Source organism: Faecalicatena contorta (genome assembly GCF_021531995.1).
GTDB lineage: Bacteria > Bacillota > Clostridia > Lachnospirales > Lachnospiraceae > Dorea_A > Dorea_A contorta_A.
The window spans coordinates 1-14,403 of sequence record NZ_JAFBIZ010000025.1 but is presented as its reverse complement, the minus strand read 5'-3'; the positions used below and the strand labels follow the sequence as shown (position 1 = coordinate 14,403).

11 protein-coding genes and 2 pseudogenes are annotated in these 14,403 nt (G+C 37.9%); 2 read left to right on the top strand and 11 right to left on the bottom strand.

All coding sequences use genetic code 11. From position 1 onward, the window contains the following. Position 1: 1 nt before the first annotated feature. The 5 genes and pseudogenes from cas8c to JQM82_RS05165 all read right to left on the bottom strand — a co-directional run. Positions 2 to 1,807 (bottom strand): type I-C CRISPR-associated protein Cas8c/Csd1, encoded by a 1,806-nt coding sequence (gene cas8c, locus JQM82_RS05185; protein ID WP_235248983.1) that lies wholly within the window; start codon positions 1,805 to 1,807, stop codon positions 2 to 4. Then, positions 1,801 to 2,445 carry a type I-C CRISPR-associated protein Cas5c gene (cas5c, locus tag JQM82_RS05180; RefSeq protein WP_235248982.1) on the bottom strand — a complete coding sequence of 215 codons (645 nt, stop codon included), beginning with the start codon at positions 2,443 to 2,445 and terminating at the stop codon, positions 1,801 to 1,803. The genes cas8c and cas5c overlap by 7 nt, the downstream gene beginning before the upstream one ends. Before the next feature lie 184 nt (positions 2,446 to 2,629). Then, entirely contained in the window at positions 2,630 to 4,888 is a 2,259-nt protein-coding gene (gene cas3, locus JQM82_RS05175) for a CRISPR-associated helicase Cas3' (RefSeq protein WP_235248980.1), read from the bottom strand. A gap of 777 nt (positions 4,889 to 5,665) precedes the next feature. After that, positions 5,666 to 6,637 (bottom strand): annotated as a pseudogene (locus tag JQM82_RS05170) (IS110 family transposase). Between the two features lie 132 nt (positions 6,638 to 6,769). After that, a pseudogene (locus JQM82_RS05165) lies at positions 6,770 to 7,702 on the bottom strand (S8 family peptidase); the annotation flags it as partial. A 95-nt stretch (positions 7,703 to 7,797) separates the two neighbouring features. Between JQM82_RS05165 and JQM82_RS05160 the strand changes: the two are divergent. Continuing rightward, on the top strand, positions 7,798 to 8,325 hold the full coding sequence (locus JQM82_RS05160; RefSeq protein ID WP_235248979.1) for a helix-turn-helix transcriptional regulator: 528 nt from the start codon (positions 7,798 to 7,800) through the stop codon (positions 8,323 to 8,325). A 204-nt stretch (positions 8,326 to 8,529) separates the two neighbouring features. Here JQM82_RS05160 and JQM82_RS05155 read toward each other — a convergent pair whose 3' ends face one another. The 5 genes from JQM82_RS05155 to JQM82_RS05135 form a co-directional block, all read right to left on the bottom strand. Beyond that, positions 8,530 to 8,697 carry a hypothetical protein gene (locus JQM82_RS05155; protein WP_235248978.1) on the bottom strand — a complete coding sequence of 56 codons (168 nt, stop codon included), beginning with the start codon at positions 8,695 to 8,697 and terminating at the stop codon, positions 8,530 to 8,532. Between the two features lie 38 nt (positions 8,698 to 8,735). Next, positions 8,736 to 8,972, bottom strand: a complete 237-nt coding sequence (locus tag JQM82_RS05150) for a hypothetical protein (RefSeq protein ID WP_154323041.1) — start codon at positions 8,970 to 8,972, stop codon at positions 8,736 to 8,738. A 74-nt stretch (positions 8,973 to 9,046) separates the two neighbouring features. Beyond that, positions 9,047 to 9,907: a rolling circle replication-associated protein gene (locus JQM82_RS05145; protein WP_235248977.1), complete on the bottom strand. Its 861-nt coding sequence runs from the start codon at positions 9,905 to 9,907 to the stop codon at positions 9,047 to 9,049. A 416-nt stretch (positions 9,908 to 10,323) separates the two neighbouring features. Then, complete coding sequence (locus JQM82_RS05140) at positions 10,324 to 11,697, bottom strand: zinc ribbon domain-containing protein (RefSeq protein ID WP_235248976.1); 1,374 nt, start codon at positions 11,695 to 11,697, stop codon at positions 10,324 to 10,326. Further along, the gene (locus tag JQM82_RS05135) at positions 11,690 to 13,018 is read right to left on the bottom strand and encodes a PrsW family glutamic-type intramembrane protease (protein WP_235248975.1); all 1,329 of its coding nucleotides are present in this window, start codon (positions 13,016 to 13,018) and stop codon (positions 11,690 to 11,692) included. Before JQM82_RS05135 ends, JQM82_RS05140 begins: the two co-directional genes overlap by 8 nt. A gap of 188 nt (positions 13,019 to 13,206) precedes the next feature. Between JQM82_RS05135 and JQM82_RS05130 the strand changes: the two genes are divergently transcribed. After that, complete coding sequence (locus JQM82_RS05130) at positions 13,207 to 13,434, top strand: helix-turn-helix domain-containing protein (RefSeq protein WP_059068077.1); 228 nt, start codon at positions 13,207 to 13,209, stop codon at positions 13,432 to 13,434. A gap of 60 nt (positions 13,435 to 13,494) precedes the next feature. On the opposite strand, the gene JQM82_RS05125 is transcribed toward JQM82_RS05130, so the two are convergent. Beyond that, positions 13,495 to 14,211, bottom strand: coding sequence for a serine/threonine-protein kinase (locus tag JQM82_RS05125; RefSeq protein WP_235248974.1), 717 nt, complete (start codon positions 14,209 to 14,211; stop codon positions 13,495 to 13,497). Positions 14,212 to 14,403: the final 192 nt, after the last annotated feature.

The window sequence follows — 14,403 nt, the reverse complement described above, 5'->3', positions numbered from 1 at the left end:
CTTAGATGTTTTGATCTTTTACATTATTTTTAATCTTTTCTATTCTCTCATTTTTATCTTTCTGTAATTTCGTACACATCTGTCTGTATCCCAAGGCAAAATAAGCCTGTTGTTCCAATGTCAGAGTTGCTGGAATTTCATTTCCAATTGCACAGTACACTCCGTCCAAAGTCTCTTCATACTGTTTTCTCAGCCATTCATTTTCTATTTTTTCCAGATGATAGGCTGATAATCTGGATATCTGCCCTAGTACCAGCGCAGGCATCTGACTTGCACTTGAATAATATCGCTGGACGATTGTAGCATTGACATTTTTCATTGCCACATTCTGTATTGCTGCATGCACCGCCATAGCAGCACCGCAATGATAGGCAGAACTGTTGTGTTTAGGATCATATTCTGACATGATTTCATTCTCCTTTCCTTTTCTCATAAGCCAGACCTTCAGCCACTGACATGCTGTCGCATCTGGTATTTTCATACTGGTCTGATTCTCATCATTTTCCAGCATTTGCGAACGAATATACGCCAACGAACGAAGCGCGACTGCATCCGGCAGCGAAGTACCATGTATAATTGCACGAATAACCGCCTGTGTAATTTCAGGTAATTCTTTATTCACTCTATCCCAAATATTGCTGTCAGAATTATGTTTTTTCAGTAAGCATAATAGTCTTGCACTGAGTTTTTTACTTTTTTCGTTTTGTATTCCATTCAAAGCTTTCAGTTCCAATTGTTTATTCCAAAGGTCAATATTGCTTTGAAGTTCTTCGTAGGAACCATGTTCATACTGACGAACCATAACACGCCCATTAACACCAGATAACAAAACTATGGAATATTGGCTGGGTAAATGTGCGATTTTTTCTCCTGTTTTTACACTTTTAATCAATTTGGAAGCTTGATTTTCAGCGCTTCTGGCTTTTCTTTTTTTATCTTCCTCTGATACTTCCTCATCTTCCTCATCATCCACCAACATATTTATTCCAAGAAAATTTGCACTCAGAACAGGATCATTTTCTGCTGCAACATCCTGTTCATACCAATGTACAAACTTCATATTTGCCAATACAGGAGCCTTTTTCAACAAATGATCCAACGCAGCTTTAACCGCGAAAAAAGCAGTTTCTGATACTGGTGCATTCGCACTTTTCTTCTTGTCATAGGAACAAAAAGCACTTTTATCGAAGCAGATCAGGGCATCTCCACGGGCATGTCCCCCAACTACTGCAAGTCCGGTAATCGGAGGAACCGTTTCCATAGGAACCGTTTCTTCTCCGGTAATCAGACATAAAGTTTTTTCTTTTTTTTCTGCATTAATAAATTTCTTCCGATAAATATTCCACCAGTCCCTCAAGCCCTCTGCCTTTACAATTTTCTTCCCATCAACGATAAAAGAAATACGTTCTGATCCCTTAATTTTGTTTTCATTCAATGCTTCCGAAATTTCCAGAAGCGTTTTCTCGTCTTGTGCCACTTTCACACATACTTCAAATTCCGGAACAACATCGCTCCCATCTTTTAAAACCTGATAATAAAAATCTCTTTTTATCTTTGCCTTATCTTCTAAATCTGAAGCATCTTTAAAAATCACGGATCTTTTTTCTACAATAGGATTGCACTTTTCCTTTCCATTCGCCAGACTTCCAATATCCGGGCATAAAACAGGCGTATCATCGCCTAATATAATTCCAAGGAATTGTCCTTCCCTGCTTAATGAAACATATGCTTGTATTGTTTTGTTACAATATCCAGGCGGCAAAACCAGATCATTTCGTATTGCATAATCATAAAATGCCTTCAGCATTTTCTTCCCCCCTTCATCACTTCTGGGCTGTCATAAGCCGGAACTTTTATAACTCCATGTTCCACAACAGCATGATACAATGACAGCTGCGGTTTCACTTTTTTTCTCACCTCATAATCATGAAGATCAAAAATATCATAAACCATTAATCCCCCATCCATATTGATGTCAGCGGCCGCTCTGCTTCCGTCGCTTTCCTCGAAATAAGCCACGAATTCTCTCAGGCCGAACGACGGCTGATAGTAACATTTTCCATTTCTTATCCTTCTGTAAGCCTGATCATAAAGCTGCTGTTCTCTTCCTTTAAACGCCGGTCTCGGACAAATAGATGCTGTGATTCGGTATCTTACATCTTTCAATGCAACGGTCTGTCTCTGCGTCCTTTCCTCGTCGCTATATATTACTTTATTGCTAACTCTGGTTTTCACCTCATTCCGTTTAAAACTTATATATTGAATCGGATTCAAAATCTCTATCCGATTGACCTGCCAGTAAAATTCCACAGGCTTACTGTAAATAGCTGATAAAATCCCACGGCACGCTGATGGCGTGGGAAAGGGATATGTAAGTCTTTCCACTTTTGCATAGGGCGGGTTAAAGCAAGCAAAATCCCCCCAGACCTCTATTGATAACTCCATTCCTGTCACTCCCTTCTCCTCTTATTTGACAGTATGGGGCTGATAAAACAGCCCCATACGCACACATAAATAATGAACATATTTCAATTCTCAGCAAATCATAAATGCAAGCATAAAAACAAGTATCCATAATAACAAGCATTTTTTGCTGTCATGTTAATTATATATTTTAAACCATTCTTTGTCAACCCAAAATCAAACCATTATCTTCACACTTTTTGTTTTCTCCCTCCTCTTCAAACTGCAGTCCCATATCTTCCCGGTACATATACTCATACTGTGTGCGCAGAACATAATACCCTGACTCCATCTTCTGTTTCCTCTTTCGGTCAAAATAATACGCCTGTTCACAATACTTCTCTATATCCTTTTCAAAAGTATTAACGGTAATTTCTGCTGATCTTTTTACTAGTTCCGGCGTAAAATTACCACTTAATAGCTCTTTTCTCACCTCTTCATACAACTGCATTTTTTCACGAAAAGGAACAATCACTTTTTTGCCCTGGTTGTCGATCAGTTTGTATTCCCTGGCAGTTTCTTTATAATCTCTATCTTCAATCGCTTTTGCCAATGCCTCTTTATCTTTTGCATATTCCCGAAAAAGTATCTCATAATAATTGGATATACATTTCGGATCGTTGATATCGATATTTTCTCTGGATAAAATTTCTTTTACAACAACTGCCGCATTCTGATACCATTTATCCGGAGGATACAAATTGCCTTCCACTTCCGGTTCAAAAACCACCACTTTTCCCATTTCAAACCTTCCACTTCGATTGCATCTTCCTGCTGCCTGAATAATTGCTTCCAGCGGTGCCAGCGCTCTGTACAAAACACGAAAGTCCAGATCCACACCAGCTTCAATACACTGTGTCGATATTACTTTACATGGCAATCCTGCCTTTTGTCTTTCCTTTATATTTCTTATCACTTCACTTCTATGTTTCGGACACAGATCCGTTGTTAAGAAAAATATTTCTTCCCGATTGCAATCGTCACTTTTTAAAACTTCAAACAATTTAACTGCGTGTCTGCGAAGATTTACAATTGCACAAACATTTTCTTCCTCTTCCATTTTCCGTGCTATTTCTTCCAATGGAATCTGTTTTTTTATTCTCCATTCCACTTGTGTTCTTGCTAATTTTTTATACATCATCGGATATTCTGGCACAATCTCAATAGGTTTCCAGGATACTCCCTGTATATCTTTAAATTCCGGCTGCGTAGCAGTAGAAAAAACCATCGTACAGTGATATCGGGTACATAATACATTTACAGCATTTAAAGTTGCAGCCAAAAGATTTGCCGGTAAAGTTTGTGCCTCATCAAACAAAATGATACTGTTTGCAATATTATGTAGTTTCCTGCAGTCTGTTGGCTTTTGCGCAAACAACGCCTGAAAAAATTTAACCGAAGTAGTTATAATGAATGGTGACTCCCAGCGTTCCGCAAACTCCCGCTGCCTGTCATCAAGCTCACTTTGGCTGTGATCCTGTAAAATCTCCGGAATTATTTTCGAATACACTTCGTAGCTTTGTTCCGTCAATGCAAGAAACGGCAGTACAAGTATAATACGCTTTTTCTCAAATTCGTCTGCATGCTGCAATGCAAAATTCAATAATGCCAGTGTCTTTCCCGTTCCTGTAGGTGCTGTAAGAGTAAATAAACCTTCTTTTAATCTTGCAGTCTTCCCACACCCTTCAAACAATAAGTCACGAAGGTCATTCACGACCGAAGAACCTTTTACATTCTTTTTCAATTCTTCTCTATATTTATCCAATGCCTTCAAACATTGTTTCGCTTTAAATTCCAGTGGTTTTTGCAACTCCTTTTCTGATGAAATGGTATAATCTGCATCTACCAGGCAGGAAAACAACATGCGTGTATATAACATCGCATCTATAGATTCATCGATTACATCCAGCTTCTGCACGTTTTCTATTGCCTGAGCTTCTGATTTAAATTGAGGAAAATCTTTAAGAAAGGCCTTTGTCGCTTCCTGATATTGTTTCTGGCCTGCTAATGCCGCAGTCTTTTGATTATTGCACTCCACAGGATCACCCAATTGAAGACTATTTATCAAATATATTTCCAGATCATCATATCCAATAATGCCGTCATGATGTCCATTTATTGCTTCTATCGCTGCCCGGTAACAAAACGAAGCTTTTCTGTTTCCTAACAGACAATACAAAAATGCAGCTCCACAAAGTGCATGATCAATGTGAGTATATTTTCTCTCCAAAACACCTTTAAAGCTTTTACTGTATTTCCCAAAATCATGCAATTTTCCACATAATTCGGCTGTTTTTCTACTTCCAATCTGCTCTCCAAACACTCCAGCCATCTCACTGACTTTTTCCAAATGATCTCGAAGCAACTCCTGGGTCCCATCTTCTCGCTTTGATTTCGCATAATATTGTGTATTGTTGTCATTCATCTTTACTTTCCCTTTCTATTTCATCTATACGTGAGAGTGAAAAGTTTTAAATAAACTATAAGCATCCACCAATGTGTTCTATAATGAAATCACCAAACTCATTAATCCACACACAAGGAGGATGCCTATATACACAGATTATATCAGCCATTTGCAGGAGTGTAAATAATAAAGATGTAACACTGACTGTATTGCATCTGAAGAACCCATTGCTGATGCATTAAAGAAACTGGATTGTCCTAAAAAAGCATGATTCTCTCCCTCTCCATATAATCAAGTGCTTTTTTCAATAAATTCAATACTTTTTGATACCTGTCAATAAATGGAACTAAGGTTATGGAGTGATCTTTACCTCATACAGGGCAGATATATAGTAATAATGGGTACACCAAATAAAACGTCATCACTATTCATTCTAAATGGCCTCGATGTATACCCCTCCATCTACGGCAGCGAACCTCCCGTGTCTACCAAGATCATCAGCCCACATAAGCTGAGCCCTAACTGCTCTCGTCCTGCCTGTCCATAACCAGGGTGTCAGCTTAGCTCCCTTACAGGGTCATGCCCTCTGGAAAATATTCCTGCCGACTACTGGCTCATTCTTTGTATGTTTTATTACTGACTTTCTTCCTTCCAGCAACAGCACTTTTCCGTGGATGTTTTCCTGTTGCATTCCGTTTTTTATACTTCCAGCTACCGTGGCTGGTCTCAGCATTCAAGCATTCTTTACTCAAATGCTCAAACTAACCACGATATACTGACTGTTTTCTGATATTTTTATGCTGCCATTACAGTTTCCAGCCTTACGATATCACTCAACATCTTCTGAACATCATAATCTACGCCTTTTGTCAGTATCGTGTAGAAAATCCTGATTAGCTTACACGCAATCGCTATGACCGACTGCATCTTCTTCAAAGGATTTTGCTTCCTCGTCCTGTAATAGTCATGGATTTCTCTAAACTCTTTATTCTTTCCTATCACAGATATCGCAGCTTCATACAACGCATATCCAGGTGATTTCTTCCCCTGTGACTGATGCGGCTTTCCCCGTTATGTTTACCGGAACTATCTGCAACAATGGCATATCCCGCCAGCTTCTGCAGCTGCTTTGGGTTATCAAAACATCGAATATCACCCACCTTTGCGATAAAACAGCTTATAGTTTTTAAACCGATCCCCTTTATCTCTATCAGTTTATCAATATAAGGAATCTCTGCAAGTTTCGCTTCTATCTCCTGCATCAGATCATCCATTCTGTTTTTATATACTTCGTAATCATTCAGCAGATTTCGGATCTATGCATAAATCCCTGTAGGGATATATGGATACGAAAATCTTCCTTCATTCACCAGAGCCGCAATCGTTTTTGGATCCTTACGGTCATTCTTGTTCGGGTTATTATCATTCAGCTCTTTAGATTTCTTTACGTGATGTGGATTCACATATACCGGCTTCATCCCCTGTTCCTGCAGGTACGTTCCAAGGTTCAGCCAGTAATGACCGGTGGGTTCCATTCCTTGAATCACCGCCTCTTTCCCATGTTTCTCTGCGATATCTTCCATCCATACTTTGAATGCAGCAAACCCAGCTTCATCGTTATTGAAAGCAAATGGCTTTTTTGAGTACTCGAAATTGCACCAGTCAAAAGCTCTTGCATAATGAGTTTCACTTCCAACAATCGATTCCGACAATTAATGTTTTTTCCGTAATAGATGCAATTTTTGCGTTCTGTGCGTTATAATTCATTTCAGATACCTCTCTGTTCAATAAGATTATTTACTAACCGTGCAAAGTCAGTAATCTTATTTTACTCTGAGGTATTTTTTCTCAACCTTCTTTCTCGGTATTCCTTATATTTGAATTATACAAGAAGCTCCTTTATTCCGGAAAGCTATCTTTCAAACACAACGCCCCGTACCCAACCTGTGGATTCGGATATTCCGTAAACCCTGGAAGCTGTCCTGCCCCTCTTCTCAGATACGCTTTCACTTTCTCCCCGTACAGATATGGATCATTTCCTTTTATGATTCCCCACTCCATCAAGAGCGCCGCACTTCCTGTGACAAATGGAGTTGCAAATGAGGTACCGGAAAAACTCGCATATCCTCCTCCCGGCACGGTTGTTGTCACATTCACGCCCGGGGCCACGATATCAGGCTTCACCAGATTCAGCATTCTGGTAAAACCCCGACCTGAAAAATCTGCGTACGCAAATGTCAATGCATCATACGCACCTACCGATATCACACGCCCGGCAGTAGAAGGAATGGTGAGTGTCGTATTATCCGTTGGATTAGTAAAACCGGTTCCTCGATTCAGAACACTTTCACTTGGAAGCCATAATTCATATGCACCTGTAACAATCTTCTGCGGCATCAAAACAATCTGCCATATGCCTTCCGTAATATAAGTTTCCCGTGGCAGCATATCGATATATATTTCCTGTGAAGTACTGTATGGACTGGGCTTTCCATAATACAGAAGAATCTTTGTCCCTCCGACCACAAATCGCTGTGGGCCAAGTACCTCCTGAAGCGGACCCACCCGGACTCCGGCCGGTGTAATCAGCGCAATCTCAATCTGATCCGTATACTCTTTCCAGATCTGGACACTGATCGCAGTCTGACGGCTCTGAACAGCAAGCTGAATCCGCCTCTCCTCCCCTTCCCGAAGCGTACCGGCAGTATGGCCTGCGCTCGCTGCTTCATTGCCGGTTCCAACGCAGATACAGTTTTTCCATCGATTTGAAAGATCATCGATATAACGTTCCAGAAGCGAACTCCCATCATGTGCACCATAGGTATTTCCAAAGCAACCCCATTGCAACGGCTCTTAAGGATTTAAAAAACCGGAATGAGCGAGCCTTATACGCAAACTGGAAACCTCTGCAAATCATCAATAACAGGATGGCTATTTTATTCCGGCACAATGCCAATGAATCTGAACACACTCTTTTATATGTTCATCATTTTATTTTCCATCCCCTACACCGCCTTACAGAATCAGAACAATATCATTTACTCTATTCTTCCATCGAAGATGTCCCTACCATTGCAGAAAAATTGCGCTATGCAAGACACATGAAAGGTTTACGACAAAAAGATATTGCAGAATATCTAAACATACACCTGTCCTTGTATAACAACTATGAAAATCCTGATTATGAACAATTCCCTGTTAGAGATTTAGAAAAACTCGCTGATTTTTATCACTTGAAAATGTCCGAACTATTAGATACATATCATCTCTTTTTATATCAGCATCAAATTTCCTCTCTAAAATCTTTTCGCAAAGACAATTCACTGACTCAGCGACAACTTGCAGACATTTTAGGTGTATCAAGAACTACTTTACAATGTTGGGAAAACGGCTATCGAAATCTCCCAAAAGATATTTATAAAAAACTTTTTGAAGCCGGCATGAAAATCATTTGATTTCCTTTTTATTTAATTATTTTTAACACAACGGACAAATGTTTCTTCTTGCCCTCTCCTGCCCTTTTCCTTTTTAAGCGAAGCCGGGTTAGCGGAACAGTTTCTTTTGTCTTATTTATCAAATAAAGGCTTCTGAAAGATAAATCTACTTCTCTTACAACAAAAGACTGGCAGTATGTGATACCGCCAGCCTTCTACTCGCCTCTAAGTCAGCATTTCATCAATGCTTTTTATAATCATCTTCTTTTGTTCCTGTGAACACTGAAGTCTTTCTATATAGGTATATATGTATTCACTATGAGTTTCTGCTACTGCTTTTCTCAAAGCACTGATGCCCTGCCTATCTTCCGGATAATGCACGACAATCTCCATATAAACCTACCTCTTCCAACTATTTATCATATTGTATTCTATTTTTCTTCCAATATGTCTGATACTTGATTACTTAACATGTCCTTTTGAACTTCTTTGTAAGTTCTTTTAAGTTCATCTGCCATAGAATTAAACTTATTCCACCTGTCACACTCCATGAAACCCATAACTTCTAAAGCCGTTCTTAACCAAATCAAGTTTTTCATATTGTAAGAAATATCCTCTAACAATTCCTCGTTTGAAATAATATCATTCTGTAATTCTTCTATTTTCATATCTGAAAATCTCCTTTCTTCGATAAAGTCCACTAATTTAAGTACGTTTCCTCGTTTTTACTCTTTACTACTCACTATTTTCTTCTTTTGTTATACTGTTTATGATAAATTACATTCAGTTCTGTTCCATCTTCTGAATCATAAATACCATAAGCATTCTCGAAACATGGTTCTAATCCTTTCACACGTTCTAATGCCTGTTTATAAGTTTCTTTGTAAAGAGGTGGGGTTTTAATGCCCTTAGAGCGAGAGTATAAGCGGTAATTATTTGCATAATACGGAATTCTTTCGACTTTCTTAGATCTTGATTTTTCTTTATTTCTATCCGAAAATAATCCCATAAAATATGCTGCAATATTATCATTATCTAAAATACGGTTTACGCAGACATATCCCTTCCTCCACATATCGCTTAGTCTATCCTTTGGTATGAATAACCTTTTTCCATTTCTGTCTTTAATCAAAACATGCACATGCCAGACCCCTTTTTCAGTAGGTTCATAGATTACTATATATTCACATGTAGGATAAGCATATTTCAGTCTTTTCCAAAAGGCTTTAAAATCAGCAGACACATTATCACGGCTTTGCATATCCTCTCCATAAGTCAATGTGGCATGTAATTCCGATTCATTTCCAGTAAAATTATAATTGATAAGCCTTCTTAGAGTTGTATATGCCTTATTCATATTCTTCCTCTGATTTTTCACTGAATGACGGAATTCACATACCTCTCCGGTTCTCAGATTCACATAATGACATTTATCCAATCTCTTAATTCCACACTTCCGACTAATCTGTTTTTCCATCACCGTCATTTCAACAATATGATTTGTAACACATGTCGTTGAAATAGAATCATCCAGAGGAATCCTACCAACCACCTCCTCCCTTGAAATATAAATATTTTTGCTGTGGTTTGTTCGTTGAGTCATAGCAAGACCTCCTTTAATCATATTTCCGAGTTTTGCTTATAGCCCGGATAATACGAACTCGTTCTGAGCAGGGTTCCGCATCCTCAACTTAGAATTGTTCACAATTTATTCACATTTAAAGTATCTTACTTTTTTATGAATATACTCGATTTTAGTCTTTCAAAACCTCCTCAAAAAACATTCTTTTTTCCTGTTGTTTTCTTAATAATCAAGTCTTATTCTTACAAAAGAAAAAGAGACTCCATTTCTGAAATCTCTCTTACACTTCCTCTTTATAAAATTGTCAAACTCGTATTTGTCCTTTTAAAAGCAAATCACCGTTTAAGTCAAGCGGGCTACCAAAAAACTTCTAAAAAGTCTGTAAATGTCACTAAGTGCTCTTCACAATACTGATTTAACTTCTCAACCTTCAGCAATCAATAATATGAAATTTCATTATATATCAAACTAACTCCATCCGGACTGCTTACCGTACACTCCAAATGTCTTGCTCCTCCTGTTCCCGTCACACTCGGTCCTTCAAAAGTAATCGTATATAATTGATTTGTTGCTGATTGTCCATTCTCTAACACATCATCGTTTAATACTCTCTTTTCTAAAATCATATATGTACCATTCACATCGCCAAAATAATCTGAAAGAGAAATTGAATTTTTAATTGCACTTTCTACCATTCCTTGATATTCATTTACATGCGATCCAAAGTCTCCCCATGTTCCCTCGTAAAATATTAAATTATCAAACATCTCAAGAATTTCATTTTGTTGTGTTCCCGAACTTTCATTGATGCCCGTTTCCGTATCATTTATTTCTACATTATTTGCTTCTGTATTTTCCTCATTACTTACTTCCGAATCCTCTTCACTATTTTGAATCGGATTCTCTTTACTTGGCAAATCAGGATTGTTTACCCATGCCTCTTCATAATGTTCTTTCGTACAGGCACTCATCTTAAACAAGGCAGCTTCTTCCGAATTATTATAGTACATTAGTTCAAACACCGTTCCATCTTTGTACATATGACCATATCCGCCTGCCTCCTTCATTTTAATATACAGTTCTTGAAACTCATCTGTAGTCTCCCCAAATGAATCACATATTAATTTTCCGAATTTATCTCCAACATTTCGATACTCCATTGGAAATTGTGCTGTAACTCCCACAATTTGGTTCGTATCTTTTAAAGCTAAAATCTGAACCCCAATATTATCTGGGATCAAAGAATACTGGTTCGTATAAGTATATTTTAAATAATTATCTCCGCTCGGGAGCTCATCTGTATCTTCACTCTCCAACAAAGTTGTTCCAGGTATCATTTGAGGTGTCATAGTTTGAGCGATCAATTCTCCTACTTCCGAATCGTAAGCGGCTGCTTCCTGTAGTGATTCCAACGTTCCCTCATATACTTCCTTACGCCAAATTTCTTCATCACCACTGCACCACGATTTGTTTGCTATTTCATTAAATCTGTCACAGTAGTCTTGAACCGTCATCTTGTACGCTTTTCCGTCTTCTGTTAAAAACGATTCCCGTGATTTCGCAGATGATTTATTTTCTACGTCTTCATACCCTTTTTTGAAATCGGAAAAGAATCCTGTCGCACTTCCTATAGTGCAAAATCCTACCAAAAGAATACCTATTCCAATCAAAAATATCTTTTTCTTACTTTTATTTTTCTTTACTGGTTCTTCTATTTCATTATTTTCATCATTACATTTCGTTCCGCACTCTGGACAAAACACTGCATTATCTTCTAATTCTGTTCCGCATTGTTCACAGTATTTACTCATCTTCCTGTCCTCCACTAACATCATTTTCACCTGTATTTTCTTCCGTATATTGAAAGGTATTTCTTATATTTCTTCTTGCCTTATCTGCAATGAACGCGACCTGTCTCAGCCCTGAACTAAGCAAAATAAAAACAATTGTAATCGCAATAATACACAATAATACTTGTACTAAATGTATAGAGTTTCCAAACGTAATTGGCATATCCCAAATGGCATGCATAACAATTACAAGTACTAAAAATTTCAAAAACTGAGGCTTGTAATAATCATGATTCTCAAACTCATTCTCGCCTTTTGCCAGAACAAGTCCTACTGCCGCTATCGCCGTCCATACTGTATGTGCTCCTATTGAGAGAATTGCACGCAAAAACAGTATATCAATCATGTAGAAAATATCCTGAGAATACAATAGAGCTTGAAAAGCGTATCCCGCAGTCTCAAATACTGCAAATCCTGCTCCGACACAAGCACCTAATAATAAACCATTCAAGATATATTTTGTGTTTCGCTTTTTGATATAATGTCCAACAACTATGATTTTCCCTATTTCTTCCACTATACCAACCAGAATTGCACCTATATAATCTAATTCTCCAACACCTACTACATCATATAACAATAGTGTTGAAATCAAAGAGAAAACACCGCCCAGAAAAAATGTGGATATGACATCAAAAATGCTGATGTTCCGTGGCACATTTGTTTCCCAAAAGAAAATAACCAGCGAAAATGGTACTGTCAATGCTCCCACAAACATCGCTCCCGGAACGCCATTCATATTTCCAAATTCCACTATTACGATAAGAAGACCTATAAACACGATTGAAAAAAGCAGAAAGATCCTCGAAAACAACCAAGGTTTCGGCCATTCAGCAACCATTTCACTTTCTTTCGGAGTTGTTTTTTCCGTTCCACAAATAAAAAGTTCTTCTCGTTCCGTCAGGGAATGTTTCTTTAACACTCCACTAACTAATTCCTTTAAATGAATTTCAACATTTCCCTCCTGACCTGTCATCTCATTAATTGTATTAACGAATCCTCCTACACCTTTTTTTACTTTCGTCAGCACATCCTCTTTTTGCATTTTCATCTGACCTTGCTTGTTATTACTAAGTATCAAACTATTTCCGCATATAGGACAGAATTTCGCATTCATGCTTATTCTGTTCCCACAATACGTACAAAACTTACTCTCCTCTTGACATGCAAGCTCTGCCCCTTGTGCTTCTGCTTTTAACTCTTCATACTGACTACCGCACTTGCTGCAATATTTTGCATTATCACTTAATTCATTGCCACACCTTAAACATATTTTCTTCATACGTACTTCTCCTTAGTTGCTTCTATGATTATTTCTCTTTCATCTTTCATTAAGATATCCATAAAACCATTTCCTTCGTATACTCTCATCCTCATTACATTTTAGGTCAATTACCCCCTGATAGTCAATAGGTCATCATGCCATAATTTAAATATATTCAAAACTCCAAAGAGGAGGTGCAATGCCTATTGTCACGCTTAAAAGACTTGCGTAAAGAACGTGGCTATACCCAAATCAAAATGCAACATCTGACCGGTATAGACCAAAGTGATTACTCCAAGATAGAAAACGGCAAACGCTACTATACCTTTGAACAATGTCGAAAGATAGCCCTCGCCCTTGGCACAAGCATGGACTATCTTTCCGGACTGACAGATGAAAAGAAACCTTACCCCCGTTCCAATTCATCCAACTAGCAGAAAAACTGCCTATCATCATTATAATGACAGGCAGTTTTTTTGTACTATGCACACTGCTTAGTAATGCAATTTATTTAATTGTTTTTTCACTTCCATTACATCCTTGTAACGCTTACTTGGATTTACCATAATACATTTTTCTATAATATTTCCGATTTTTCCGGTTGCCATTTCATTCACAGGGTGTTTTCCAGTCAGCATGACGTTCATCATAATTCCTAATCCGTAGATATCCGTTCTCTCATCTGATTGTGCTTCTCCGTACTGTTCCGGCGCAGCATATCCTATTGTACCCACTGTTCTCGTATCCTTTTCCGAATACATTTTATAAATTTTAGCAGCATCAAAATCAATAATCTTGACCTCTCTATTTTTCATAACCATGATGTTTTCCGGTTTGATATCTCTATGAATAATCTGATTCAAATGCAACGCATATAATCCGTCACACACATGACTTATGATTTCCCTCACATAGCTTTCTGATAATGTTTCCTGTTCCAATCGTTCTGCAATCGTAATCCCCGGTATAAATTCTTCCAAAATAATCGTTTCTTCTTCATTACGACATACTTCATAAATTAATGGCAGGTGTTTTTGCTTCACCCCAAGCAGTCTTTCATACGCAGGATAAATCCCCTTTAATTTCTTCACTACCACATAGTTTCCCAACTGGTTATGTTTATATAAAAGCACTTCACCGCAATCTTTTTTCTTTAATATTTTTACAAAGGTATAATACTCTTTCAAGTTCTCTACTAACCACTGATACATAACTTTCTCCCATTGCCAACCCGATTTCCCCATGATATACTCTCTACGAGGTGATACAGATGATTAAAAAACCAACCGATGAACTAATGGACGCATTAAATCAATGTTCATCTGTCGAAGAATATATTAACAAAGAACAGGATTATTTGATTGATTCTGCCCTTTCCAACTATTTAAACCAACTATTAGAAG

Excerpts from the sequence above, each read along its gene's own strand:
- cas8c (WP_235248983.1), bottom strand. The coding sequence starts at position 1,807 with ATGCTGAAGGCATTTTATGATTATGCAATACGAAATGATCTGGTTTTG.
- cas5c (WP_235248982.1), bottom strand. The coding sequence starts at position 2,445 with ATGGAGTTATCAATAGAGGTCTGGGGGGATTTTGCTTGCTTTAACCCG.
- cas3 (WP_235248980.1), bottom strand. The coding sequence starts at position 4,888 with ATGAATGACAACAATACACAATATTATGCGAAATCAAAGCGAGAAGAT.
- JQM82_RS05160 (WP_235248979.1), top strand. The coding sequence starts at position 7,798 with ATGGCTATTTTATTCCGGCACAATGCCAATGAATCTGAACACACTCTT.
- JQM82_RS05155 (WP_235248978.1), bottom strand. The coding sequence starts at position 8,697 with ATGGAGATTGTCGTGCATTATCCGGAAGATAGGCAGGGCATCAGTGCT.
- JQM82_RS05150 (WP_154323041.1), bottom strand. The coding sequence starts at position 8,972 with ATGAAAATAGAAGAATTACAGAATGATATTATTTCAAACGAGGAATTG.
- JQM82_RS05145 (WP_235248977.1), bottom strand. The coding sequence starts at position 9,907 with ATGACTCAACGAACAAACCACAGCAAAAATATTTATATTTCAAGGGAG.
- JQM82_RS05140 (WP_235248976.1), bottom strand. The coding sequence starts at position 11,697 with ATGAGTAAATACTGTGAACAATGCGGAACAGAATTAGAAGATAATGCA.
- JQM82_RS05135 (WP_235248975.1), bottom strand. The coding sequence starts at position 13,018 with ATGAAGAAAATATGTTTAAGGTGTGGCAATGAATTAAGTGATAATGCA.
- JQM82_RS05125 (WP_235248974.1), bottom strand. The coding sequence starts at position 14,211 with ATGTATCAGTGGTTAGTAGAGAACTTGAAAGAGTATTATACCTTTGTA.